This is a genomic window from Paenibacillus sp. NPDC056579 (genome assembly GCF_042793215.1).
Classification (GTDB): Bacteria; Bacillota; Bacilli; order Paenibacillales; family NBRC-103111; genus Paenibacillus_S.
On the sequence record NZ_JBHTVD010000005.1, the window covers coordinates 1 to 21,878 of the forward strand.

Below are 21,878 nucleotides of genomic sequence, written 5' to 3' on the forward strand. Positions count from 1 at the left end.
CACGCGTACCCATACCGAACACGACCGTTAAGCCTTCCAGCGTCGATGGTACTTGGACCGAAGGGTCCTGGGAGAGTAGAACGTCGCCAAGCAAAAAGCAGTTGATCTTACTTAGAGATCAGCTGCTTTTTTTATTTCCAAATAAAATAAATAAGCTCGGACCTCGCCACAAGGCAGCTGTTTGACTTCGAAGTCAAAACGAAAACGCTGCTTTGTGGTTTTTTTTATGCCGATCTATGGTAATAAATGCCTTGGTAAAATATAATAAACATAGAAACTAGTATGTCTGGTATGAATCAGTAATACAGATTATAGTGTGGGGGCGGTCGCGATGAATACCAATTCACTTCGTTACTTACAAGTCAAGGAGCAGCTGATACAGCATATTTCATCCTTAAGGCCGCATGAACGGCTGCCGTCCAGAACGGACTTGTCCAAGGTGTATCAGGCTGCACGGACAACGATCGAGAGGGCTATATCCGAATTGATCGGGGAAGGAATCCTGTACGCGAAGGACGGAAGCGGAACCTATGTTTCGGAAGCGATACGCGGACGTGCGGTCCGTCGCAAAACCGAACTAACGACATGGGGACTTCTTATCCCCGATATCCTGCATTACATTTACCCGGGTATCGTCAGGGGCATAAGCGACGTAGCAAACGATCATGATGTCAATGTGCTGATCTGTAATACAGATAATAGTTATGAGAAGCAAACGAAGCACATAAACAAGTTAATAGACAGCGGAGTACAAGGAATGATCATGGTTCCGGCCATCAGCGGGACGATCGATTTAGAACCTTTTTATAAGCTGACGGAGGCGGGAATCCCGTTTGTATTTTGCCATCGTATGGTGGAAGGCATCCAGGCTCCCAGGGTAATCTCAAACAACTTTTACGCGGGCTATATGGCAACTAAGCATTTGATCGCAGCTGGATGTACGAGGATTGCCTTCATTTCAAGGCCGGTCTATTCGACGTCTTCGGAAAGATACCAAGGTTATGCAAGCGCCCTCGCAGAAGCCAGCATGCCGCTGCGGCAGGATCAAGTTGTATTTGAAGCTACCTTTGATACGGACGGGGAGGGATATGCCAGCGCACAGCAGCTGCTCAGGCAGGAAGAACGGCCGGACGGAATTTTTTGCTTTAACGACGGGATTGCCAAAGGGGCTTACGATGCATTAACCGAGCTAGGGCTGAAAGTGGGGCAAGATATTAAAATCGTAGCCTGCGACAATACGAACATATGCGAGACCCTGCCGACGAAGTTGAGCTCGGTGAAATTACCGACCTATGAGATGGGGGTTCAAGCTGCTCAGATGCTTGTCGACCATGACGCCTCTCTGCGTAACCCGACCTTATTATTGCAGCCGGAATTGATTATTAGAGAAAGCTCAGGGCCTGTTGTATAAAAAAGTATCCAAGGAACAAGGAGGTAAGAAAAACATGTTCCGGTGGTTTGCTGTATTGAATAAGTTGAAGAGGCGCAGCTTCTTCATCAAGCTGATCATGACTACCGTACTGATTGCCACAATTCCTAATCTGCTGTCCGATCTGGTGGCGTACCGCAAAGTGACCCGAACCTTCGAGCAGGAGACGGGGAAAAACAAGCTGCAATATTTGAACCAAACGATCAACGTGATGGAAATTGTATTGAACCGGATTAAGGAAAATTCCAACCTGCTGGTGCTGAATCAGTCTTTTCAGGACTTCGAGCGGTACCCGAACGGCAGCTACTATGAAGCGATACAGGGAGAAATATTGAAAGAGGATTTGCCCGCCCTGTACGGATACTTGGAGGCCAAGAAGAATGCGATTCTGACGATCAATGCGTTCAAGACGTCCAACGAATATGTCGATTCTGTCTATTTTTACGATAAGAACAAAAACCTCATCATGACCTCGGAAAGCGACGGAGCCAATAGGCAGTTCCCTCCGGAAGCTTTTTATGATAGTAACTGGTACAGTGCGCTAGCCGACTCCCATTATCTTGTTACCAAGGAAACCCGAATGGCCAAACAGTATCATTCCTCTGAAAAGCATGTTTTATCCATCATCTACAAATCAACCAAAGGACAGAACGCCCTCATTATCAATCTCGATGCCGCTTTGATATACACCGAAATCATGAACAAGCTGAACCGTCAGGATGACATGTACGTGGTATCTCCCGAAGGAACGGTTTTGTTCCACAGCGATCCACACCGAATGTTCAAGCCACTGGACACCATACTGCCGGATAACAGTCGCATCTTTGGCGGCACAGGCTCTTTCGTAACGGAGCTGAATCAAAAACAAATGCTGGTCAGCCACGCCACATCCAAACTGTTAAATTGGACGTTTATAAGCATCTCGGATATGCAAGCGCTTTCGAAAGGAACGGCTTCCATTAAGCAAACCATAGCGTTGTCGGCTTTACTGCTGTTATTGCTCTCTGTTGCGCTGGCATACTTTTTCTCCAAAAGCTTGTATAAGCCCATTTCTTTACTTAGTGCACTTACGATCGGCAAATGGGAGCGAAAGGCGGAGCATGCCGATGAAATTCATAGTATAGGCAGCTTCGTGCAATCTACGATTCACGAAAGGGATTTTTATAAAGAGAAGCTGGAGGAAAGCTTGCCGTTTTACCGCGAAAAGTTCAAGTATACGCTGCTGCACCGGCATTCTCTGACCATGGAGGAAATGGAAGAGAAGAAGCACTACTTGGGTCTCACTATCGCATCGCATGATTTGGCGGTATTGCTGCTCTCTTTGGAGGACGGGCGCGGCCGTATAACGGGGAGCGATATGATCGCAAGCGATCTTTACAAAATGCGGGTCATCGAGGCGATTGATCGGTGTTCCGTGATGCGGGACGGCTATTTTGCGGTGGATTCGGAGAAAGATAAAATTGCGATTGTGGTCCATTGTCCGGGAAGCGACCGGCAGCAGGTGTTCCAGCTTGCGCAAAAGCTGCTGGATGAAGTGAACCTCGAGCTGCAGAGCGAGCTGACGCTGGGAATCGGAAGACTCTGCCCGACGATTCTGGACTTACCCCAAGGATATGAGGAAGCGTTGGAAGCCCTCAAATACCGTATTTTGTATGGGCAAGGGGATGTCATCTCCATCGACGATAGAATGATCGACAGCGAAAGCGAATTTACGTATCCGAAGTTGAAGGAGGAGCTGCTGCTCAGCCATATTAAGACGGCCAGAGAAGCGGAAGCGATTCAGGTGCTCAACGAGATCGTCATGGAGATCCAAGCCTGTAAAAACACGCTGCACTATAACCATATCCAACCGATCTTCATGCAGCTGCTGACCGGAATTATGAATACATATCACCAATTGGGGGCTGACGTACGCGCTGTGCTAGGCAATGAAGCGGATCCGTACCGTGAGCTGCTGGATCAGGATTCGCTGGATAGCATCGGGCGGTGGTTTCACAGGCTTATCGGCCTTACGGTTGCTTATATTGAGCGGGAAACGAGTGCCAGAGGGAACCAGCACATTGCCAAGGTGATCGATATTCTTGAGCGCGATTACAGCCAGGACATCTCCCTAAACTCGGTGGCGGAGCAATTGAACTTGAACCCTGCCTATATAAGCCGGTTGTTTAAGCAGAGCACCGGTCATCCGTTCGTCGATTATTTGAAGCGTGTCCGCATTGAGAGGAGTAAGGTGCTGCTGGCGGAGAGCGATATGAAAATCAATGAAATCGGTAAGCGGGTCGGTTACGGTAACTCGTATTATTTTATTAAGGTGTTTAAAGAGATGATGGGCTTGACGCCGGGCGAATATAAAAAAATAGTCGGTTCTTGAGCTGGCCCCTGTCACTGCCTGATGCAGCGGTGGCGGGGGTTTATTGTTGGCAAATGCATAATAACATTTTGATATGTAAAAATCGTAGTACGGATGTACGATATTTATTATTTAAAAACGCTTACATTGCATGCTACCGTTAGCTCAGAGTCAAGGTCCTGCATGTCGGGATCTGAAGCCAAAAGGGAGGAAAAGGGATGGTAAGCAAAAAAACGATCAGTCTATCCGTCATTGTTGCTTTATCTGCATCTGCATTAGCGGCATGCTCCGGCTCCGGTACGGGCGGTGTGGCAAATCAAGGGAAAGAGGCGTCCAACGGGAACGGTGAAGCGAAGGCGTTGCCCAAAATTTATATTTATCAGAACACGGGCGCATTGAACCAAAAGCCGGAGGGAAGCGTGCCGGAGAAGCTCGAAGAGATGAAGAAAATGTACGTGGATAAGCTGGGCATTGAACCGATAGCGATTGTGCCGCCAAAAGGATCCGAAGGGGAGAAGCTGAACCTTCTGCTCGGCTCCAAGGATGAAATCGACACGTTCCAAGGCAATTGGGACGAATACGCGTCCAAGGGAGCTATCATTCCTTTGAATGATTTGCTCGATAAGTACGGGCAGGACATTAAGAAAGCATGGCCACAGGAAGCATGGGAGTACATGAAGGATAAGGACGGGAAAATATGGGGAATACCCCGTGGGGTACCATCGGTTCATTACCCGACTTGGGTTCGCTCAGACTGGGTTAAGAAGCTGAATTTGAAAACTCCGCAAACGATTGATGAGCTGGAGGCGGTGCTCAAAGCTTTTAAAGAGCAGGACCCCGACGGCAACGGAAAAGCCGATACGATTCCAATGATGACCGATCTGAATGGCATTAAGAATGCTCTGATGGGAGGCTTTGTAGAGCACGGGAACAGCAACTGGGTGGACCCTGCAGATAAGAAGCTGAAGCCGGTGGAGCTTGCTCCCGGATTCAAGGATTTTGTCGCCAAAATGGCCGACTGGTACCAGAAAGGCTACATCTATAAAGAAGCGTTCGCCAAGTTCGATCCGCTGGAGCTTCTGAAAACGAACCGGGTGGGCACTTCGACCATGTGGTATTCGAGAATCACGCTGCTATTCCCGCAAATCAAGCCGAGCCTTCCGCCGGAAGCGAATTATGAGATCGTGCGGGATATTCAAGGTCCAAAAGGAAAGCTAATCACAGCAACCGCAGCGAACACCAGCTCAATGGTCATTACGAAGAAAGCGAAGCATCCGGATGCGGTAATGAAGTTCATCAATTATCAATATCAGGATATGCCGACGAACACGCTGAACGCCGCCTTCGGAACGAACTGGAAATATACAGGGAACAACAAGTTCGATATTGAGCTGTTAAACAAGGATTTGTCGTATGCTGGCGAGTACATGGTGTCGCTCGGCATTGCTACGGAAAATAAATACGGCTTCAACGATCCGGTCAAAAAAATGCATGCGGATTATTTGAACAAGGAAGCACTGAATGTGAGCGTGGCGAAAATGCCGGTAGACGCAACCATCATGTACGATAAAAAAATGCTTCAGGAGAAAATCCCTACATTAGGCGATTTGGACCGTCTGCGCAGTGAGGAGCTGGTGAAATTCGTTACGGGCGCAAGACCATTGAGCGATTTTGACAAATACATCGATCAGTTATACAAAGCCGGTTTGGACAAATGGATTGAAGAGTACACGAGACAATATAACGAAAAGAAGAAGTGAGGATTTGATCGAATGGAAGCTGCGTAGGGCGGGAGTACGCTTATATCTTGCAATGAGCGACGAGCTCGTTCGGGAATAAGGACGGACGGGACCGTTCGCTGCAGGATCCTGCCCCTAGCGGCTTGCCGTACCGTGAACGCATCATTTTTGTTGAAAGGAGGAAGCAGGTGTGAATACAAATACAAACGCAGAGCTGCCGCTTAGCCAAGCCTCCGCTTCCGCCAGGCAGTCCGTTTCCAGGAAAAAGCTATGGTCCGCGATCAAAATACACCGGTTTTACTACTATTTAATCATCCCGGGCATGCTGTATTTCCTGATTTTCGACTACATTCCGATGTTCGGCGTCATCATCGCTTTTAAAGACATTTCGCCCTTTGAAGGCGTCGAGGCGATTTTGACCGGACAATGGGTCGGGTTCAAGCATTTTATCCGCTTCTGGAATTCGTATTATTTTTGGAACGTGATGAGAAATACGCTGTTAATCAGCAGCTACAAGCTGTTTTTCGGCTTTCCCGCCTCCATTATTTTGGCCCTAATGCTCAACGAGCTGAGGCATGCTGTGTTCAAACGAGTCGTTCAGACGATTTCGTATTTGCCGCATTTCATCTCTACGGTTGTGGCAGCGGGGCTTGTCATGATGATTCTTTCCACCGATAAAGGACTGGTCAACGCGATTGTCGTTGCTTTCGGAGGGGAGCCGGTCCATTTTCTCGGAGATCCCGATTATTTCCGGACGATTCTGGTAGCATCTCATGTATGGCAGACGATCGGTTGGGGGAGCATTTTGTATTTGGCGGCTATGTCCGGGATCGATCCGGGCTTGTACGAGGCGGCCAGAATGGACGGAGCTAGCCGGTTTCGGCAAATGTGGCATATTACGCTGCCGGGAATTACGCATGTTATCGTGATCATGCTGATCTTCTCCATCGGCGGTCTGTTGAATGCAGGCTTCGAGAAGGTATTGCTGCTGTATTCTCCGGCCGTGTACGAGGTCGCCGATATTATCGATACGTACGTGTACCGGGAAGGGTTAATTTCACTCGATTATTCGTTTGCTACGGCGGTCGGCTTGTTCAAGAACCTATTGGCCATGATTCTCATTCTTGGAGCCAATTATATAGCCAAAAAAATGAACCAGACGGGTATCTGGTAATGAAAGGAGGAAGTCTGGATGAGTTCCTTAAAGCCGACGGCAGGCGAGAGGTTGTTTGACGGTGTTAATATGGCGGTGCTGGTTATGCTGTCACTGATGTTCTTGATTCCGTTCGTAGCGGTACTGTCCACCTCGTTCATCAGTGCGGAGGAGTCGATGCGCAGAGGGGCGTTCGTCCTCATTCCGGAAAAGCTCGATTTTACCGCCTATGACCTGCTCTTAAATCGTGGACCGCTCATTTTTAATGCGTATAAAGTGACGATTTTCAAGGTGGTGGTCGGGACCTTCCTCAATCTGCTGTTTACGGCGACGCTGGCATATGGCTTATCGCGCAAGCAGCTCCCGGGTAGAAACGGGCTGGTGCTGATCATTTTTCTTACGATGATATTTCATGGCGGGCTGATTCCGACATACATGCTCATCGACAACTTGAGCATTAAGGATACGCTGTGGGCGCTTATTATTCCCGGTTTGGTGAGTGCGTGGAATTTGTTCATTTTGCGTAATTTTTTCATGAGCCTGCCGGAGGAGCTGGAGGAGTCGGCCATTATTGACGGGGCGTCGCCGGCGGTCATTTTGTGGAAAATCGTCGTTCCGCTGTCGATGCCGGCCATCGCTACGATCGGGCTGTTCTATGCGGTCCATCATTGGAATGACTGGTTCGGCGCCTCCATTTACATTAACGAACAGAGCAAGCTTCCGATTCAGGTTGTGATGAGAAATATTTTGTTAAGCGGTGTAACGCAAAACGAGACGCAGCTGGAGTTCGTTCACGATCCGCCTCCGGCGGCGACACTGAAATCGGCGATCATTATCGTGAGTACGCTTCCGATCTTGTTCGTGTATCCGTTCATTCAAAGATATTTCGTGAAGGGCGTCATGGTCGGCTCGATCAAAGGATGAAAGCTGAAGGCTGGAACACCACTGGAGTAAAAGAGGAGGATTTATAAAGATGCTGCAGCAGGACGTATTGTTTGTGTCAGGACAGGACGGCTATCATACGTATCGGATCCCGTCCCTGCTTGTTACTTTGGAGGGCACGGTGCTTGCATTTTGCGAAGCGAGGAAAAACGGGGCGGGTGACGCGGGCGATATTGACGTCGTCGTTCGGCGCAGCCGGGATCACGGCAAAACGTGGGAGCCGTATCGGATTATCGCCGATGACGGCACGAACACGATCGGCAATCCTTGTCCGGTTCAGGACCGGGATACAGGGACGATCTGGCTGCTGCTCTGCCGCAATGCGGAGGACGGTCATGAGAAAGATATTCTCGCCGGGAGGGCGGCGAGAGAGGTGCTCGTCATGAAAAGTGACGATGACGGAGTCAATTGGAGCGAACCGCGAAACATCACGCGGGATGTGAAGCGTCCGGAGTGGACCTGGTATGCAACCGGGCCGTGCCATGCGGTTCAGCTAAAGAGCGGCAGGCTGCTCGTCCCCTGCAACCATGCCGTGCTTCAGCCCGAAGCAGGGCGGTCGGGCCCATACACTGCGCATGTGATCTACAGCGACGATCACGGGGAAAGCTGGCAGCTCGGCGGCATCGTAGGCGAGAACACGAACGAATGCGCCGTCGCCGAGCTGCAGGATGGCACAGTGTACATCAATATGCGGAGCTACCATGGCCGCAATCGGCGCGCTTCCGCGTGGAGCCGGGATGAAGGGCGCACCTGGTCGGATATCGCGCTGGACGAGGCATTGACGGAGCCGGTATGCCAAGGCTCCGTGCTGGAGGACGGGCGGGGCGGCATCTTGTTCTCGAATCCGGCCAGCACAGCGAGAGAGAAGCTGACGGTGCGAAGCAGCCGGGACGGAGGCAGGACATGGGCTGTGCAGCGGGTGCTGCATGAAGGGCCGGCCGCCTATTCCGATTTGGCCGTAACGAAGGACGGCCAGGTGCTGTGCTTGTACGAATGCGGCGACGATAGATGCTATGAGCGCATTACTTTGGCGCGTTATCCGCTCGAATAGACGTTCGGGCGAAGGTGCGCGTCGTCCGCAGAGGAAACGGAAGAAGGAGGCAGGAACAATGAGGAGACAGCGACTCTTGCTTATCATCGCTTTCTTATTGGCGTTAGGTCAGGCGATTCCCTTGTTTGCCGCCGGTGTTCAGGCGGCTGAAAGAGAGGAGGCGGATACGGAGCCTTATTATCGCAATATGGATCTATATGCAGCAGGGACGGAAGGATATCATACGTTTCGCATACCTTCGGATTTGACGACCTCGTCAGGAACGCTGCTGGCTTTTGCCGAAGGGCGGAAAAACAGCGCATCCGATACGGGAGACATCGATCTGGTGCTGAAGCGAAGCTTCGATGAAGGGCGCACGTGGCAGCCGCTGCAGATCGTCTGCAACGACGGGGTCAACACTTGCGGGAATCCGACTCCGGTACAGGATGAGAGCACGGGCCGCATATGGCTGTTCATGACCCATAATTACGGCGAGGACACGATAGAGGAAATCAACAACGGCACGAGCAGAGGAGTCCGCACGATCTGGAGCTCATACAGTGACGACGAAGGTGCGACCTGGTCGGCGCCGGTCAACCGGTTCAACGAGGTGCAGCAGCCGAATACCCGGTGGGATGCGACAGGTCCCGGCATCGGCATCCAGCTTCGGCATGGTCCGCACAAGGGGCGGCTCGTCATTCCGGCTATCGGCCGCAACCTGCAAAGCGACGACCACGGCCTGACGTGGCAGGAGAGCGGCAGAATGCCTGCCGGAACGAACGAAGCTACGGTCGTCGAGCTGACGGACGGCACGCTGATGCACAACGACCGGCTCTCCACGCATCAGGAAGTGAGGAGGCGGGCGATCTCGACAAGCAGCGACCAAGGGGCTTCCTGGTCGCCGATCCGTTATGCCGCAGAGCTGATCGATCCGATCTGCGAAGCGAGCATCATCCGGTATATGCCGGCCGACAACGGGCAAGGCAACCGGATGCTGCTGTTCGCGAACCCGGCGGACGAGAACCGCCGGGAGAAGATGACGCTGCGCCTGAGCGAGGACGACGGCGCAACGTGGACGATGGCGAAGACCGTATTCAAAGGGCCTTCCGCCTATTCGTCCCTGACGGTGCTGCCTAACGGGCACGTCGGCTTGCTGTTCGAAGGCGGAGAGAACAACGCCTACGAGAAGATCATGTTCGCGACGGTGAATCTTGCCTGGCTGTCTGTCGTCGAGCCCGATCTGGACAACGTAGTCATACCCGAAGGAGCATTAAGCCCCGTGTTCCGCGGGGATATCGAGGAATATCGGCTTCAGGTGTTCCCCGACATGGAGCAGGTGACGGTAACACCCGTCTCCTCGAACGGAAACATTACGATCACGATCAGCGGCGTGCAGGCGGTGGCTGGAGCTCCTAATGCCGTCCGTATTGCCGGGCTGGATACGATAACTATCCAAGCGAAGCTCGGGCAGCGAGTGAGGGATTATACGATACGGATCGATCGAACGAGGCAGAGGCCGGAGCTCATGCTGCACTGGAATTTCGATCAGACGAACTCTGGCGCCACCGTTACCGACCTGACCGGCAAGGGACACGCCGGGCTGCTGAAAAACGGGGCTGTCCTGCGGCAGGGAGCGGGAGCGTTAAGCGGATCGCTCTACTTAAACGGGAGCGGCGCTCATACGGAGATAACGAACGTTGAAGATTTGCATACCGGTACGGGTGACTTTACGTACTCCGTATGGGTGAAGCCCGAAGCGCTCGTGCAGCAGCGGCACATCATCTATTGGTACGGGCAAGCCGGCAAAGGTCTGCCGCAATGGTGGCTAGCCGTGGAAAAAAACGGCGCGGTCCGGATGAATATGACCGGATTGCCCTTGAAAGCCGAAGTGAGTGCCGTGACCCCTTCCGGATTAATCAAAGCCGGACAATGGGCGCATATCGCCGGAGTGAGGGACGGCTCCGTGCTGAAGGTATACGTGAACGGCGAATTGGCGAGCGCCGCCGTGACGTTCGACAGCGCCGGAATGGACATTACGAACCGCAGCGTACCTCCGCTCGTCGGCTTGGATAAAGGGACGGTGAACAACCGTCATTGGCTGGGCGAGCTTGACGAGCTGCGCATCTATAAGCATGCGATGAATGCGCATGAGATCAAGGGCTTGTACTGGAACGGCGATCAAGCCAAGCCGGTAACGGAGGCATCGGTGGAGCCTCAGCAGCCTAACGGGAAGAACGGCTGGTATACTTCCGACGTTACGGTGACGTTATCCGTCTACGACGACTTATCCGGAGCCGCCGGCACCGAATACCGGCTCAACGGAGGCGGTTGGAAGCCGTATACCGCTCCTGTCGCAGTAGATACGGAAGGCGTCAACCGGCTGGAATACCGGAGTACGGACCGGGCGGGACACGTAGAAGATCCCAAGGCGCTGACGCTGCCCGTGGATAAGACGGCGCCGATGCTCAGCGTCACACCGGATAAGCTCAGCCTGTGGCCGCCGAACCACAAATGGATTCCTATCCAGGTGACCATTGATGCGAAGGATCGGTCATCCGGCAACGTATCCGTCGTGCTCGACTCCATAACAAGCAGCGAGCGCTCCGGCGGCGCGGCGAACGATTTCGTGCAGGAAGCGCAGTTCGGAACCGACGACCGGAGCTTCCTTCTGAAAGCCGAGCGAAACGACGGCGGAGCGGGCCGGGTATATACCATCGTCTATACGGCAGAGGACGAAGCGGGAAATCGGGCGAGTGGAACGGCAGCTGTGACGGTTCCGCACGACCAATCGAAGTAAGCGGCTTGAGAACGAAAACAGCTTTTTACAGAGGAGAGAGACCATGACCATGGATACTGCAAAATTCAAGGGTATATTTACGGCGCTGTTGACGCCTATGCAGGAAGACGGCAGCTTGGATTTGGAATCGCTGAATCGGTTGGTGGAGCACCAAATAGAACAGGGTATCAAAGGCTTCTATGTGGGGGGCAGCACCGGAGAAGGCTTTATTTTGACAAGCGAAGAACGGATGACCGTACTGGAGACCGTCGTGCGTGCCGCCAGAGGCCGAGTCACCGTAATCGCCCATGTCGGCTGCATAAGCACGATGGAGAGCATCCGGCTGGCAAGGCATGCCGAGGAGCTCGGCGTCGACGCGATATCGGCGGTCGTCCCGTTTTATTACAAGGTCGGACCGCGAGAAATTCGCGCACACTACGAATCCATCATGGAGGCTTCGCAGCTTCCGATGATCGTGTATCATTTTCCGGGGGCGACAGGCGTTCAGCTGTCTCTCGACTTTTACGAGCAGATGGCCCGCCATCCCCGCTGTCTCGGCGTGAAATTCACTTCGCTTAATTTGTTCGAAATGCAGCAAATCCGCAGCCGCTGCGGAAGCGGCTTCCTGATCTGGAACGGCCACGATGAGGTGTACGCCGGAGGAAGCTTGATGGGAGCGGATGGGGCTATCGGCAGCACCTTTAATATGATGCCCGGGCTATTCGTGGAGCTGTTCTCGCAAGCGTCGAGCAGCCGGTGGGAGGCTGTGCAAAGCCTGCAGGCGAATGCCAACGAAATCATCGCTCATATGCTGAATTATGACGTGATCCCTTACGAGAAATATATGTTGTTCCTGCAAGGAATCATTCGCACCCCAGCCGTCCGCCAGCCTTTAAGACAGTTTACGGAGGAGGAGAAAGCGGGCATGGAAGCCTTCTTCTCGAACTCCCCGATTCTGCAAGGGAAAGGCAAGTAAGTCTGTACAGGCAGGGTCCTCCATTAGCAGTCCCTTTACGGTGGTTCGCCGTAGGGGGGCTTTTTTGCATGCAAACGCTGCCGTAATAAAAAATTTATAGGAAATAAAATTTCAAAAATGTATTTACAACGAGAAATTTTATTTTATAATGAAATTGTAAAGAACAGTTACCGGTAGTTTATAAAAACCAGTTCAAAGGAGTCTATCGATGTTAAACGGCGGTCTGATCGGAATCAAGGAAGCGATGGAATCATTAAAGCCCATGGAGCAAAAAGTCGCACAATACATTCTGGAGCACCCTGAGACGGTAGTTAACGCATCGGTGCAAAAGGTCGCGGAGCTCGCCGGCGTGAGCGAGGCGACGATTATCAGGCTGGCGCGATCGCTTCATTTGAAAGGGTTTCAGGAATTGAAGCTGCGGATTGCCGCGGATTTGGCGAAGGCGTCTATCCCTGCGGATAGGACGTCGTATCAGGAAATCCAAATCGACGGTACAGTGCAAGACCTGATCCAATCCATCTCCCATAACAATATGCTGTCGATTCAGGATACGCTGACCGTTTTGTCACCCAAGGACGTAGAGAGGGCTATCGATTGCTTGAGTGAAGCGCGGCGGGTCTATTTCTTCGGTGTCGGCGCTTCAGCCGTCATAGCGCAGGATTTCAAGCAGAAGCTGTCGCGGATTAACCGGTGGTGCGAGGCTGCTACGGACTTTGATTCGCAGGCGACGCTTGCAGCCAATATGACGGAGGAGGACGTAGCGTTCGGCATTTCGTACTCCGGGCAGACGGAGAATATTATTCAAAGTCTGGAAATAGCGAAGGCGACTGGAGCCACTGTCATCTCGCTCACCAAGTTCGGCAACAATCCCGTAGCGGAGACGGCAGACATCCGATTGTTCACGAGCTCTCTGGAGCAGAGCATCCGAAGCGGGGCGATGGCGTCGCGAATAGCGCAGCTGAACGTTATCGATATTTTGTACGTCGGCATAGCGAGCCGAACATACGAAGAGAGCATTCAGGCGCTGGAGAAAACGAGAAAAGCCGTCAGCGGGTCGAAGCGCAATGGATAGCGTCGTCCGGCTCGTCGATCGTTGGGTCGAGGAACGTTCCATTCCCGGCGCCGTGTTGCATATTTCGCTCGGAAGCCGTTATCGGTGGCAGCAAGCGTTCGGGGAGGCGGACGTATCCTCTGAAAAGAAACCGTTTACAATCGATACGCGGTTTGACGCCGCCTCCTTGACGAAGGTTAGTGCGACGCTGCCCGCCATCTTAACGCTTGAGGCTCGCGGTTTCCTTGCGCTGAACGACCCGGTGCAACGATTTATACCGGAATTTCGCCATCGCAACGTAACGATAGCCCATTTGCTGCAGCATGCTTCCGGTCTTCCGGCGGATTTGCCGGGCATGGAGCGCAGCGTGTACAGAGATGTCATGGAGGAAGCGTTCCGGCAGGAGCTGCTGTTTGAACCGGGTCGTCAAGTGCTGTACAGCGACTTGGGCTTTATTTTGCTCGGGGCTGTAGTGGAGCGAATTACGGGTGAGAAGCTTGCTGAGTTCGTCCGCCGGGAAATCCATCAGCCGCTCGGGATGGCGGATACCGGATTTGTACCCGCGGAGTCGGAGCGGTACCGGATTGCGCCGACGGAGTTATACCGTGGCTCATATATTACCGGAGAAGTCCACGACGAGAAAAGCTATCATCTAGGCGGCGTATCGGGAAGCGCCGGGCTGTTCACGACCGCTGCGGATTTGGCGCGGTACGGGGAGAGCTGGCTGCAGCCGGACGGCCCGGTTGTCCGGCGGGAATGGCGCGAGATATGCTGCGCGCAGCCCTTCATGGGACGCGGGCTCGGCTGGGAAGTATGGCACGGACAGGAGCCGGCGCCCAGCTGCAGCCACGTTTGGCCGCAAGGCAGCTTCGGCCATACCGGCTTTACCGGAACGAGTGTGTGGATCGAGCCGCAGAGCAAGCTGGTCGTCGTCTTCCTGACGAATGCGGTTCATTTCGGCAGAGCGAATCCGATCCGGCGTCTGCGCCCTCTTTTGCATGATGTTATTTATTCCTCGATTTCAGGGGTTAAATAAAAACACAAAGAACAATCCAAGGAGGAATAACAAGAATGAAACAGGTTTCTCTGATTGTTGCAGCCGCAGTAGCGGTATCATTGGCAGGGTGCAGCTCGTCGACGACGCCCCCGGCCCAGCAACCGGCCAAAGAAGGTAATGGGGGACAGGTTCAAACGCCGCCTGCGCAAAAGGTGAAGCTGACCATGGGCAGCTGGCGGACGGAAGATAAAGAAGCGTACGAGAAAATTATCAAGGAATATCAAAAGAAAAACCCGAACGTCGAAATCGAGTTCAAGCCTACGAAAAATACCGAATATAATACGGTATTGAACACGTCGCTGCAAACGGGCAGCGGTCCGGACATCATCCAGCTGCGGCCTTATGCGGCGGGCATCGCTTTGGCGGATGCGGGATATCTCGAGCCGCTCGATGCGGTTAAAGGCTTGAGCGTCATGTCGAAGGAGACATTGGCGGCGGCGACGGGCAAGGACGGCAAAGTATACGGCGTTCCTACCGTGTTCAGCTCTACGCAAATCTTTTATAACAAGAAGCTGTTCAAAAAGTTCAATATCGAGGAGCCGAAAACGTGGGACGATCTTATTAAGGCGGCCGAGACGCTGAAGCAGAACAAGGTGGCTCCGTTCGCATTCGGTTCGAAGGAAGGCTGGATCTTATCGCTGACGCACGGGGCGCTCGGACCGGTATTTTACGGCGGAACCGACTTCGTGAACAAAGTCACCTCCGGCCAAACGAACTTCAAGGATAAAGCGTTCCTCGATTCGATACAAACGATGCAGGGGCTGACCAAATATTTCCCGGATAATTACGTCGGGCTGTCGATGGACGATATGCGCAATATGTTCGTTACGGAGCAAGCCGGGATGATGGTGATGGGCGATTGGGAATTTGCCGTGATGAAGAAGATGAACCCGGCGCTGGAGATGGATGTCTTCCCGGTTCCTGCTCCTGCTGGCGGCAAAGCGTCGGTAACGACATGGGTGGACGGCTCGTTCTCGGTGAACAAGGCGTCGAAAAATAAAGCGGAAGCATTGAAATTCATCGAGTTCATGACGACCAAGGAATTCGGTGCTCTTGTGGCAAACGAGCTGATGAAGCCGAGCACGATCCCGGGCGTGGAAGCGACGGACCCTACAGTAACGAAAATATCCAAGTTCGCCAACAGCATTTCTACTCCTTATTTATTCGTCGTCCATTTCAACTCGGGTAATCCGACATCGAAATCCGCATTTGAAGGTCTGCTGCAGGGGATGTACTTGAACAAACAGACGCCGCAGCAGGTGACGGAAGAGCTGCAAAAAAGCGTAGACTCCTGGTTTAAACCGGCCGGGAAATAATTTATTGGAAAAGGCGGCGAGGCGCATATGAAGGGGACGAACGTCCAATTGCAAACAGCCAGCTCAAAGCACAAACCATTCAACTGGAGAAAAGGGCTTGTCCATCTGTTCCCCCTCCCGGCCCTCGTCGTCTATACCTTGTTCATCGTTTATCCGATTGTGGCCGCTTTCAGCTACAGCTTGTTCGAATGGCAGGGGCTGCAAAAGGGCGGTTTCATCGGGCTGGGGAACTTCGTTACTCTGTTCACGGTTGAACCATTCAACGAGCGGTTCTGGAATGCGTTCGGGCATAACGCCTATTATTTTCTTCTTGAAATGGTCGTACAGAACGGAATCGCTTTCGTATTAGCGTACATCATCTTTTCCAAAGTAAAGGGTGCCGAGCTGTTCAAGATGGCGTACTTTTTGCCGAGGCTGCTGTCGGTTATCGTAGTAGGCTTCTTGTGGAAGCTGCTGCTGAATCCGAACTTTGGCGCGGTGAATGTCGTGTTGAAGCAGATCGGGCTGGAGGCTTGGGCCAAGCCATGGCTGGGAGATCCGGCTACAGCGCTGACAGCGATCATTTTGGCTAACTGCTGGTTCGGTATCGGATTTTCGGTGCTGATCTTTTTGGCGGGGCTGCAGTCGATCTCGCAGGAGGTGCTGGAAGCGGCGAAGCTGGACGGCGCCAGAGGGCTTCGTCTTATCCGCTCGGTGACTCTGCCGATGATGATGCAATCCATTATCATTATTACGGTGTTCACGTTCGTTCACGCGTTTGAGGCGTTCGAGCTGATCTACGCGATGCAGGGCTCGCAAGGGGAGCCTTACTTTTCGACGGATACGCTTGCGGTCTTCTTTTACCGTACGGCCTTCGGCGGTTCGAGCGGGGACGGTGTGGCTATCGGGCTGGGATCTGCGCTTGCGGTTACCTTGTTCTTCATTATTGCGGTGCTGTCGGCGGGATTCATGGCCTGGATGAAAAAAAGGGATCTGGAGTAGGAGGCGAATAAGGTGAAACAACAAAAAGGAATCCGCATTGTCCAGTACGTTATTGCATGGTTGTTCGCGCTTGTAAGCCTCTACCCGATCGGCTTGATGCTGTTGTCCTCGTTCAAAACGAACATCGAGATTTTCAAAAATCCGATGGCTTTGCCGCAAGCCTGGAGCTTGGCTGCTTACCGCAAGCTGCTCGAACAGCTGCCGTATCTCGGCTATTTCTGGAACAGCGTTATCGTCAGCGTCGTGTCGGTTGCCTTGATTATCGCTTTCGGCGCCCTGGCTTCCTTTTATATCGCGCGTTTTCCTTTCAAGTGGAACCCGGCGCTGTTCTTCTTCTTTTTGCTGGGGATGATGATTCCGATCAAGCTGGGGATCGTCCCACTGTTCATGCTGATGAAAAGCATGCAGCTGCTGAATACGCAGATGTCGCTGGTGCTGGTGTATACGGCGATTGGGCTTCCGCTGTCGGTGCTTATATTGACCGGGTTTTTCAAGACGCTGCCGAAGGAGCTGGAAGAGGCGGGGAAAATTGACGGCTGCTCGAACCTGGGCATTTTGCTTCGCATCATCGCTCCTCTTATGAGACCGGCTCTCGGTACGGTGATGATCATGAATTTTATTACGGTATGGAACGATTTTTTCTTTCCGCTCATCTTCGTCCAGGAGGAGGCACGAAAGACGATTCCGGTAGGGATGCTGACGCTGTTCAGCGAATATTCGACCGATTGGAGCGTGCTGTTCGCAGGCTTGACGTTATCGTCGCTGCCGATGATCGTGTTGTTCGCCGCAGCTTCCAAGCAATTTATGGACGGCATGACGGCCGGAGCGGTCAAATAGAGCAAGATGCTGGTAGGGAGGAGGAGCGGCATAGTGGAAAAGGACTCGTATCGGATGGATGATAACGGAGGGGAGTATGGGACGAGGCGTAATATGGCTTCTGGGAGCGAGCCTGAAAGTCTAGGTCCCAGTCCAGGAGCTGGAGGGCGCAGGTTCATCGGCATTGACGGCGGGGGAACGAAAACCGCCTGCATGATCGGAGATGAGTGCGGTACAATAGGCGCCGTTTGCTACGGACCGTCCAGCAGCATTACATCGCGTCCGTGGGACGAGGTCAAGCGCGTGCTGTCCGATCTTATTGCCCAGTCGCTGGAGCAGTCGCGAAGCGAGCTGTTCCAGCTGGAGGGGATTTTCCTCGGGATGGCGGGAGCGGATCGTTCGGAAGCCAAGGAGCGGTTGTACGCCTATATGCGCGAGCTGCTGCCGGAGGGTGTGACGGTAACGATCCATAACGATGCGGTTACTGTACTGACTGCAGGTACATGGGGAGAGAAGGGCATCGTGCTCATCTCCGGAACGGGATCGATTGCATGCGGCTATATTCCGGAATCCGACATTTATGTAAGAGTCGGGGGCTGGGGGTATTTGCTCGGGGATGAGGGCAGCGGCTACGATATCGGGCGGCAGACGCTGAATGCGGTTATGAAGCAGCATGACGGGCGCGGCAAGAGAACCGTGCTGACGGAGCGGGTGCTGGAGCATTGGTCGCTGCCTGATCCGAACCGGATTATAACGCATGTGTACGGCCAGCCGAATGTACGGACGGCGATTGCCGAGGTGTCCAAGCTGACGGTGCTGGCGGCGCAGGAAGGCGATGAGGTTGCCGATGCGATTGTCACTTCAGCTGTAGAGGAGCTTGCTGTCTTGGCGGCATCGGCAGCGGCCGGATTGGCGGAAAGGCAGCCTGGATTGCAGGCGGCGGAAATGCCGCTCGTCCTGAGCGGAGGGTTGTTCCAGGACAATTGGTTCATGAACCGGTTGGCCGGTCATGAGCTGATCCGGTCCAACGGATTTCATGTGAACCGATTGACGGTTCCGCCCGTGACCGGCTGTTATTTGTTGGCGTTAAAGCAAGCGGGTGTTCGAATCGATGAGGACATCCGGCAGCGAGTGGAAGAGTGGAGACAGGGAGGGAAGCATATTGAATAAACACTACACTAGTCAACCTGTAACCGAGCAAAGAAACGCCAAATCGGAGCAATTGGACCGAGCCGGCGTCCTTGACATTATAAAAATAATGAATGAAGAGGATCAAACCGTCGCTTTGGCTGTGGAACGGGCTTTGCCTCGTATCGCCGAAGCGATTGAAGCGATTGTGCAGGTTATGCAGCACGGAGGCCGGCTCTTCTACGTCGGAGCCGGGACGAGCGGGAGGCTCGGCGTACTCGACGCTTCCGAGTGTCCGCCGACGTTCGGCGTGGACCGTACGCTTGTGACGGGCCTCATCGCAGGAGGTGAAGCGGCGATCACAACGGCGATTGAAAACGCCGAAGACGACGAGGAAGCAGGAGCGAGGGAGATCACCGCACACATTACGGCGGGCGATGCAGTAGTAGGGATCGCCGCAAGCGGCAGCACGCCGTATGTGATCGGCGCCATTCGCCGGGCGAGGGAGCTTGGCGCCTTGACGGCGAGTATTTCCTGCAACGACTCTGCAGTGCTAAGCGAGGCGGCGGAATACGGGATCGAGGTGCCGGTAGGTCCCGAAGTCGTGACGGGCTCGACCCGATTGAAGGCGGGGACGGCAACGAAAATGGTGCTGAACATGATCACGACGACCGCGATGATCAAGCTCGGCAAAGTGTACGGCAACCTGATGGTTAACGTACAGGCGACGAACGAAAAGCTGCGCGATCGCGTCGTACGCATCGTTAGCGAGGCGACCGGAGCAGCGCAGGTAACCGCTGCGCACTATGTGCAGCAGGCGGACGGAGACGCCCGTGTCGCGATATTGATGCTTCGCTTCGGCGTGACGAAGGAGCAGGCGATGGAGGCGCTGCAGGCGTGCCGATATCATTTCGGCGACGCGGTGGCACGATTGGAGCAGAAGCAGGAGAGCGTGTAGTAACGCGTGATCCGCTTGTGTGCTGTATGTTATGTGGCGCGTTGAGTGTGGTGTTTGCAGCAATGGGGGATTCGCGAGCGAGCTGCTAGGCGGATGGATCATGCCGGAAGGCGGGAGAGACATGGCGTGGTGCTATACGATGGAACGTACCGGAAGGGCGGAAGAGTCGAGGCGTGGTGCCAAGCGATGGATCGTGTGGAAGAGGCGAGGTGCGCGGCCTGGCGGCAATGGATCATGCCGGAAGGCGGGAGAGACATAGCGAGCTGCTACACGATGGAACGTACCGGAAGGGCGGAAGAGTCGAAGAGTGGTGCCAAGCGGATGGATCGTGTCGGAAGGCGGGAGAGACGAGGCGTGGTGACAAGCGATGGATCGTGCCGGAAGTGAGGAAGAGGCGATGCAACCTAGCAATGGATCATGCCGGACGGCGGGAGAGACATGGCGAGCTGCTATACGATGGAACGTACCGGAAGTGTGGAAGAGTCGAGGCGTGGTGACAAGCGATGGATCGTGCCGGACGGCGGGAGAGACATGGCAAGCTGCTATGCGATGGAACGTACCGGAAGGGCGGAAGTGTCGGGGCGCTGTGTCAAGCGATGGATCGTGTGGAAGTGAGGAAGAGTCGAGGTGCAGCCTGGCAATGGATCATGCCGGAAGGCGGGAGAGACATGGCGAGCTGCCAAGCGGATGGGTCGTGCCGGAAGTGAGCAAGGGTTGAAGCGTGATGCATAGCGCACACTAGTATGGATGATTAGAATTAGAAATGGGGGTATGGTGTAAGGTGTTGATTATCGGGGAGGGGAGAGGATGTGAGGTTGAGTGCGGCTGGAGTTCGGAGGTAATTTTCACTCACGGTCTGCACAGGGAGTACAGCGATACGGAGTGGGCTTGAGGGAAATAGTGAAACAGGCTTATGCCATGCTGGAGGTAGCAGTTGATTCCAACGCGCTCAAATCCCAAGCGAGTTTCGGAGCCACATGGCGGTAGGTCAAACCCCACATTGGCTGAGAGGGTATACGAGGGTGAGTGCAGCCGTGGTTCAGGAGCAAACTGGCTGCGATCTACAGGGTGAACGGGTTGGTGTGGTACGCAGTGGACTGGAGGAAGAGGGTAACACTGGTGTCTGCACAGGTATGAAGGGAGCGGCACCGGGAAGCTTCATTAAAGAAAAAATAGGTATGCATGGTTGGAGATGCAGTCTGGCGTTGCGATCTGAGTAGCCTAATACGTGTTCATGGCTGTTGGGAGATTGGTTGCTGGTATAGAGTAACTTAAGGTCCTGTCCATCCCCAAAAGAAACCGTCCCGATCCCATGCCGCTTTTCCGTGATGCAGTTTTTTAAATATCTTTTTGACCTCTTTGGCGATCGACTGATTCCCGTTTTCATTCACATAGATAAACTCTTCGCCAAAGTTAGCCAAAATATAATTAACCGCGTCCTGCTGATACAGGATCCCTGCAAACCTGACTTCCTTCAGCATCCATTCAGCAACATCGTTTGCTGTAATATCCATAATTTTCACTCCTAACAATTAATGATGTGATTCCTGATTGTAACATAAGGCTGGGTGAGTTGCACGTGATGTTGCATTAGGGAAAACCGAGTGAGGAGAGAGTAAATCGGCTGAAGTTGCTGGAAGACGTCTTTTGTAGCGCGGAAAAACCGACTTACAGCAGCCGATGAAGGGATTTAGGGAGCTGTAACGCGGAAAAACCGCGTTAGAGAAGGGTGAATCGGCTGTGAAGGCAGAAGAGCGGAACTGTAACGCGGAAAAACCGTCTTACAGCAGCGGATGAAGGGATTGAGGGAGCTGTAACGCGGAAAAACCGTGTTAGAGAAGGGTGAATCGGCTGTGAAGGCAGAAGAGCGGATCTGTAGCGCGGAAAAACCGACTTACAGCAGCGGATGAAGGGATTGAGAGAGCTGTAACGCGGAAAAACCGCGTTAGAGAAGGGTGAATCGGCTGTGAAGGCAGAAGAGCGGATCTGTAGCGCGGAAAAACCGACTTACAGCAGCCGATGAAGGGATTTAGGGAGCTGTAACGCGGAAAAACCGCGTTAGGGAAGGGTGAATCGGCTGTGAAGGCAGGGAAGCGGATCTGTAGCGAAGAAAAACCGTCTTACAGCAGCGGATGAAGGGATTGAGGGAGCTGTAACGCGGAAAAACCGCGTTACA

Annotated in this window: 18 protein-coding genes and 1 rRNA gene; 18 read left to right on the top strand and 1 reads right to left on the bottom strand. The window is 53.4% G+C overall.

Going from position 1 to position 21,878, the window contains the following annotated elements:
- From rrf to ACFQ88_RS19800, 18 genes are all read left to right on the top strand, one after another.
- Positions 1-92 (top strand): 5S ribosomal RNA (gene rrf, locus ACFQ88_RS19715); the annotation flags it as partial.
- 239 nt (positions 93-331) lie between these two features.
- Positions 332-1,411 (top strand): GntR family transcriptional regulator, encoded by a 1,080-nt coding sequence (locus ACFQ88_RS19720; protein ID WP_379455888.1) that lies wholly within the window; start codon positions 332-334, stop codon positions 1,409-1,411.
- A gap of 34 nt (positions 1,412-1,445) precedes the next feature.
- On the top strand, positions 1,446-3,800 hold the full coding sequence (locus ACFQ88_RS19725) for a helix-turn-helix domain-containing protein (protein WP_379455890.1): 2,355 nt from the start codon (positions 1,446-1,448) through the stop codon (positions 3,798-3,800).
- A gap of 197 nt (positions 3,801-3,997) precedes the next feature.
- A complete protein-coding gene (locus tag ACFQ88_RS19730) occupies positions 3,998-5,539 on the top strand; it encodes an extracellular solute-binding protein (RefSeq protein WP_379455892.1) in 1,542 nt (513 codons plus the stop codon).
- Positions 5,540-5,732: 193 nt separating this feature from the next.
- Positions 5,733-6,692 carry an ABC transporter permease gene (locus tag ACFQ88_RS19735; RefSeq protein WP_379456819.1) on the top strand — a complete coding sequence of 320 codons (960 nt, stop codon included), beginning with the start codon at positions 5,733-5,735 and terminating at the stop codon, positions 6,690-6,692.
- Positions 6,693-6,710: 18 nt separating this feature from the next.
- Entirely contained in the window at positions 6,711-7,595 is an 885-nt protein-coding gene (locus ACFQ88_RS19740; RefSeq protein ID WP_379455894.1) for a carbohydrate ABC transporter permease, read from the top strand.
- A gap of 49 nt (positions 7,596-7,644) precedes the next feature.
- Complete coding sequence (locus ACFQ88_RS19745; protein ID WP_379455896.1) at positions 7,645-8,664, top strand: sialidase family protein; 1,020 nt, start codon at positions 7,645-7,647, stop codon at positions 8,662-8,664.
- A 58-nt stretch (positions 8,665-8,722) separates the two neighbouring features.
- A complete protein-coding gene (locus ACFQ88_RS19750; RefSeq protein WP_379455898.1) occupies positions 8,723-11,440 on the top strand; it encodes an exo-alpha-sialidase in 2,718 nt (905 codons plus the stop codon).
- Between the two features lie 49 nt (positions 11,441-11,489).
- Positions 11,490-12,395, top strand: coding sequence for an N-acetylneuraminate lyase (locus ACFQ88_RS19755; protein WP_379455900.1), 906 nt, complete (start codon positions 11,490-11,492; stop codon positions 12,393-12,395).
- Between the two features lie 208 nt (positions 12,396-12,603).
- Positions 12,604-13,467 carry a MurR/RpiR family transcriptional regulator gene (locus tag ACFQ88_RS19760; protein ID WP_239631281.1) on the top strand — a complete coding sequence of 288 codons (864 nt, stop codon included), beginning with the start codon at positions 12,604-12,606 and terminating at the stop codon, positions 13,465-13,467.
- Positions 13,460-14,482 (top strand): serine hydrolase domain-containing protein, encoded by a 1,023-nt coding sequence (locus ACFQ88_RS19765; protein WP_379455903.1) that lies wholly within the window; start codon positions 13,460-13,462, stop codon positions 14,480-14,482. Before ACFQ88_RS19760 ends, ACFQ88_RS19765 begins: the two co-directional genes overlap by 8 nt.
- A gap of 35 nt (positions 14,483-14,517) precedes the next feature.
- Positions 14,518-15,819, top strand: a complete 1,302-nt coding sequence (locus ACFQ88_RS19770; protein WP_379455905.1) for an ABC transporter substrate-binding protein — start codon at positions 14,518-14,520, stop codon at positions 15,817-15,819.
- Between the two features lie 27 nt (positions 15,820-15,846).
- The gene (locus tag ACFQ88_RS19775; RefSeq protein ID WP_239631287.1) at positions 15,847-16,800 is read left to right on the top strand and encodes a carbohydrate ABC transporter permease; all 954 of its coding nucleotides are present in this window, start codon (positions 15,847-15,849) and stop codon (positions 16,798-16,800) included.
- 12 nt (positions 16,801-16,812) lie between these two features.
- Positions 16,813-17,637, top strand: coding sequence for a carbohydrate ABC transporter permease (locus tag ACFQ88_RS19780; RefSeq protein WP_379455908.1), 825 nt, complete (start codon positions 16,813-16,815; stop codon positions 17,635-17,637).
- 33 nt (positions 17,638-17,670) lie between these two features.
- Positions 17,671-18,786, top strand: a complete 1,116-nt coding sequence (locus tag ACFQ88_RS19785) for an N-acetylglucosamine kinase (RefSeq protein WP_379455910.1) — start codon at positions 17,671-17,673, stop codon at positions 18,784-18,786.
- Positions 18,779-19,702, top strand: coding sequence for an N-acetylmuramic acid 6-phosphate etherase (murQ, locus tag ACFQ88_RS19790; protein ID WP_379455912.1), 924 nt, complete (start codon positions 18,779-18,781; stop codon positions 19,700-19,702). The genes ACFQ88_RS19785 and murQ overlap by 8 nt, the downstream gene beginning before the upstream one ends.
- Positions 19,703-19,828: 126 nt before the next feature.
- On the top strand, positions 19,829-20,089 hold the full coding sequence (locus tag ACFQ88_RS19795) for a hypothetical protein (protein ID WP_379455914.1): 261 nt from the start codon (positions 19,829-19,831) through the stop codon (positions 20,087-20,089).
- A 51-nt stretch (positions 20,090-20,140) separates the two neighbouring features.
- Positions 20,141-20,317, top strand: a complete 177-nt coding sequence (locus tag ACFQ88_RS19800) for a hypothetical protein (protein ID WP_379455916.1) — start codon at positions 20,141-20,143, stop codon at positions 20,315-20,317.
- Positions 20,318-20,973: 656 nt separating this feature from the next.
- Here ACFQ88_RS19800 and ACFQ88_RS19805 read toward each other — a convergent pair.
- The gene (locus ACFQ88_RS19805) at positions 20,974-21,216 is read right to left on the bottom strand and encodes a DUF6953 family protein (RefSeq protein WP_239631302.1); all 243 of its coding nucleotides are present in this window, start codon (positions 21,214-21,216) and stop codon (positions 20,974-20,976) included.
- Positions 21,217-21,878 lie beyond the last annotated feature (662 nt).